This window comes from Protofrankia sp. CiP1_Cm_nod1, assembly GCF_920888515.1.
Taxonomy (GTDB): domain Bacteria; phylum Actinomycetota; class Actinomycetes; order Frankiales; family Frankiaceae; genus Protofrankia.
In genome coordinates this window covers 1-3,956 of record NZ_CAKKTM010000213.1, presented here as the reverse complement: position 1 = coordinate 3,956, position 3,956 = coordinate 1, and the positions used below count along the sequence as shown (strand labels likewise).

Below are 3,956 nucleotides of genomic sequence, written 5' to 3'. Positions count from 1 at the left end.
GCGTTGGTCTTGCCCGGCAGCGGCAGCTCCGGCGGCGCGGGCAGCGGCAGGCTGGGGACCGGCGCGTCCGGCAGCCCGGGCACGAGCCCGCCGACGGTCTGCCCCAGGACCTTCGGCGACAGCGGGAGCATCGCCTTGAAGTAGTGGCTGATGGCGTCGTAGTCACTGGTCGCCATCGACCAGCCCTTGACGAACTCCATCAGGTTCGTCAGCCGCAGGCTCAGCGCCTGTTCCGAGAGCGTCCGCGCCGACACCGACACCCCGAGCAGGTCCGGCGTGGCCGGGCGCAGTGCCTTCACCAGCGGCGCCGCCTCGTCCAGCAGCGTGCTGGCCCGGTCGAGGACCGGCGGCAGGGAGGCCAGCGCGGGGTCGGCTGCGTCGGCGAACCGGTGCAGCTCACCGGTGATGTCGCTGAGGTCGTCGGTGACCGGGCGCAGCGACGCCAGCGTGCGGGTCGCCGGGTCGGCGACACCGGCCAGCTGCGCGAGCGTGCCGCGCGCACTGGCTATGGTCCCCGGCAGGCGGACGAGGGAGTCCTGCAGGGCCTTGCGGTTGGCCGCCACGGTCGCGAGCGTGTCCGTGGCCGACCCGACCAGCCGGTCGAGGCTCTGCCCGTTGTCGGTGGCCAGCCCGTTCGCCACCGGCTGGGCGTCGTCCACCAGCTTGGTCAGCAGCTCGTTCTGCTGGTCGAGGATCGCGGCGAGGTCCTTGGCCTGTGTCATCGCCGGCTCCAGCGCGGTGATCGCGTCCGCGGCCTGCTTGCCCTGCCCCTTCAGGCCCTCGCCGGTGCTGGTCAGCAGCGCGCCGAGGGCGGAGGCGGTCGGCGTGTCCACCGCGTTGAGCACGTCCTGCAGGTCCACCACCCGGTTGGTCTGGGTCTGTGGGATCACCAGGGGCTCGGGGAGCACCGGCGCCGACGGCGACCCGCGCTCCAGCAGGATGAACCGTTCACCGAGCAGGTCCTGCGTGGTGATGGTCACCTGCACGTCCTTGTGCAGCGGCAGCACGCTGCGGTCCACCTTCATGCGTACCCGCGCCCGGCCGCCGGCCAGGCTGATGGACTGCACCGTGCCGACGTCCACCCCGGACGCCTTGACCGTGTTGCCGGGCACCAGCGGGCTGGCGTCGTCGAACATCGCGGTCACCTCGACGGCGTCGTCGTCCCCCGAGGTCCACACGACGATGCCCGCTACCAGTGCCACCGCCGCCACCAGCGCGATGACCACGGGCCGTCTGCGGCCCGATCCACCGGCGCTCATCGGATCCCGCTCCCGGTCGCGTCCGTCCAGGGCTGGTCGACCGGATCCCCGGGATACGGCTCGGGGTCACGGCGCGACCCCGGTGGCTGCACCACGCTCTCGTCGATCATGTTGGTGCCCGGGGCGAGCAGGCCTGCCCACAGGTGCCCCTGCCCGTCGTACGGGGCGAAGGCCTGGCCCCAGTTGTGCAACATCCCTATCCCTTCAGGGGTGTATGGGCGTAGGAAGGCGACCGCGGGCTGCAGGCTGTTCACCAGCTGCGTGACGGGCGGGACGACCTCGTGGGAGTTGTCGAGCAGACCGGGCGTCTCCCGCAGCAGCGCCTGCGCCGACACCACCGTGGGACGCAGCTGGGCGAGGCTGGGGCGCAGCTCGGTGAGCACCGGGCTGAGGTTCTTCGCCACCGACGGCAGCCTGCCGGTCGCCGGCCGGAGGTCCTGCAGCAGCGCGATGGTCGGCTCCCCCGCCTTGGGGACCCGGTCCAGGGTGCCCTTCGCGGTCTGCAGCGTCGACGGCAGCTCCTTGAGGCCCTCGGAGAGCTGCTGCTGCTGGTTCGCGACCGCACCGGTCACGCTGGTCAGGTCGCTCACCACCGAGGCGAGCTGCTGGCGGTGGTCGGCGCCTATCGCCATCATCTGCTGGAGCTGGGTGACCAGCTCGCGGATGGCCGGGCCGTCACGCCCGACCGCCTGCAGGATCTCCCCGAGCGCCTGCACGCTGGAGCCGGCGCTCCTGATCGTCGCGTTGAGGTCCGGCTCCCGGCCGTCCACCGTGTGGTTCAGCTCGGTCAGCAGCGAGTTGACCCTGTCCCGGGTCGGCTTGTCCAGCGCGGCGAGGACCTGGTCGACCTCGATCTGCTTGGACTCGCTCTCGATGATGCCGTGCTCCGGGATCCGCGCGTTCGCGGCCGGCCCCGGATACAGCGTCAGCATGCGTTCGCCGATGGCGGAGTTCCATTCCACCCGCGAGGTGGTGCCGTCATGCAGGGGTGCGTACTTGCCGGCCAGGGAGACGGTGACGACCGCCTTGCCGTTCTTGGCCTCCAGGCTCCTGACCGACCCCGCGCTGAAACCGTTGATCCACACCGGTGAGCCGTTGGCGAGCTGCGCCGCCGACGGCATCACCACTGTCACTTCGTAGCCCTCGTCGGTGCGCCAGAGCAGGCTGCCGCCGACGACGGCGGCAGCCACCAACGCCGCGATGACGACCAGTCGTCGGGATATCATTCAGTCCATCCCCAGGGGGCCCACCGAGTCACCGGACAGGAACTGGCGGACGAAGGGCAGCTCGGAGTTGAACGCCTCTTCGGTCTCGCCGTAGTGAACGAGCTTCCCCTTCCACACCACGCCCACGTAGTCGCTTACCTTGCGCGCGGTCCGGATGTCGTGGGTGACCAGTATGTAGGTACCGCCGTGCTCCGCGTGCAGCTTGAGGATCAGGTCGTTCAGCAGGCTCGTACGCACCGGGTCCAGACCCGAGTCCGGCTCGTCGAACATGACGACGCTCGGGTTGAGCACCAGCGCGCGGGCGAAACCCGCGCGCTTCTTCATACCACCGGAGACCTCGCCCGGAGCCTTGTTGACGGCCCGTGTCAGACCGACTTCCTCCAGCCGTTCCATCACGATCTTGCGAATTTCCGTCTCGCTCTTGTTCGTGTGCTTGCGCAGCGGGAAGGCGACGTTGTCGTAGATGTTCATCGAGCCGAACAGCGCGCCGTCCTGGAACAGGACGCCGAACCGCTTGCGGATCTCCTGCCGCTCCCGCTCGGAGACGCTCCAGATGTCCTGCCCGAACACGACGACCTCTCCGTGGTCGGGCTCGAGCAGGCCCACGATGTGCTTCAGCAGCACACTCTTACCGGTACCGGAGGGGCCGAGGACTGTGGTGATGGCGTTGTCCGCGAAGTCCAGGTTGAGCCCGGTCAGCACGTGGAACGAGCCGAACGCCTTTTTCACGTTGCGGATCTGCACGCTGTGGGTGAGATCCGGCTCGTGGCCCGGCGGGTCCGGCTCACTCACCGACAGCCACGGATCGACGTTCCCGCCTACGAGGTCGTCACTCGTGGACATTCACCGCTCCTTTCCTCCAGGAATCCCGGGCGTAAGAGAACCCGGCGCGCGTCGCCGCCGGCCGGTCGGGCCATGTCTGACGGGTGCTGGTCGAGGTGGGCGCCACCCACACGGTCGGGCATCTGCCGGACCGCCCTAGAACCCGATGGGCGCGCGTGTCAGCGACCCGAAGAACATCTGCTGGAACACCGCCCCGATCACGCTGACGATGACCAGATTGATCACCATGGACTTCGCCGTGTTCTTGCCGACCCCGACCGGACCGCCACTGGCCGTGTACCCGTAGTAGCAGCCGACGAGGACAATCATGATTCCCATCGTCGCGCCCATGAGCAGCGACAGCAGCAGGTCCTGCTGGGTCTGGAAGGCCCAGAAGACGGAGAGGTACCCGCCCGCGGACACGCTGTGGAACACGTGCACGTTCAGCACGTAGTTGACGTAGTACATGATCCCGGTGCCCGCGACGAACATGAACGGCGTGACGATGACGACCGCGAGCAGCCGGGTGCTGATGAGATACGAGTGCGAGTCGAGGCCCATGACCTCCAGCGCGTCTATCTCCTCGCTGATCCGCATCGAGCCGAGCTCGGCGACCAGCCCGCAGGCGACCTTCGCCGAGAGGATCCAT

At 69.0% G+C, this 3,956-nt stretch carries 4 protein-coding genes; all 4 read right to left on the bottom strand.

The window, feature by feature from the left end; translation table 11 throughout:
- On the bottom strand, positions 1 to 1,259 hold a 1,259-nt coding region (locus tag NBX02_RS09895), incomplete at its 3' end, for an MlaD family protein (protein ID WP_250291051.1).
- The gene (locus tag NBX02_RS09890; RefSeq protein ID WP_250285452.1) at positions 1,256 to 2,485 is read right to left on the bottom strand and encodes an MCE family protein; all 1,230 of its coding nucleotides are present in this window, start codon (positions 2,483 to 2,485) and stop codon (positions 1,256 to 1,258) included. The genes NBX02_RS09890 and NBX02_RS09895, both read right to left, overlap by 4 nt.
- Entirely contained in the window at positions 2,486 to 3,328 is an 843-nt protein-coding gene (locus tag NBX02_RS09885) for an ABC transporter ATP-binding protein (RefSeq protein WP_250285453.1), read from the bottom strand. It lies immediately after the preceding gene.
- A 135-nt stretch (positions 3,329 to 3,463) separates the two neighbouring features.
- Positions 3,464 to 3,956, bottom strand: a 493-nt coding sequence (locus tag NBX02_RS09880; RefSeq protein ID WP_250291049.1) for an ABC transporter permease, incomplete at its 5' end; no start/stop codon positions are given.

Bases quoted from the DNA above. Each gene is read 5' to 3' on its own strand.
- NBX02_RS09890 (WP_250285452.1), bottom strand. From the start codon at position 2,485: ATGATATCCCGACGACTGGTCGTCATCGCGGCGTTGGTGGCTGCCGCC.
- NBX02_RS09885 (WP_250285453.1), bottom strand. From the start codon at position 3,328: ATGTCCACGAGTGACGACCTCGTAGGCGGGAACGTCGATCCGTGGCTG.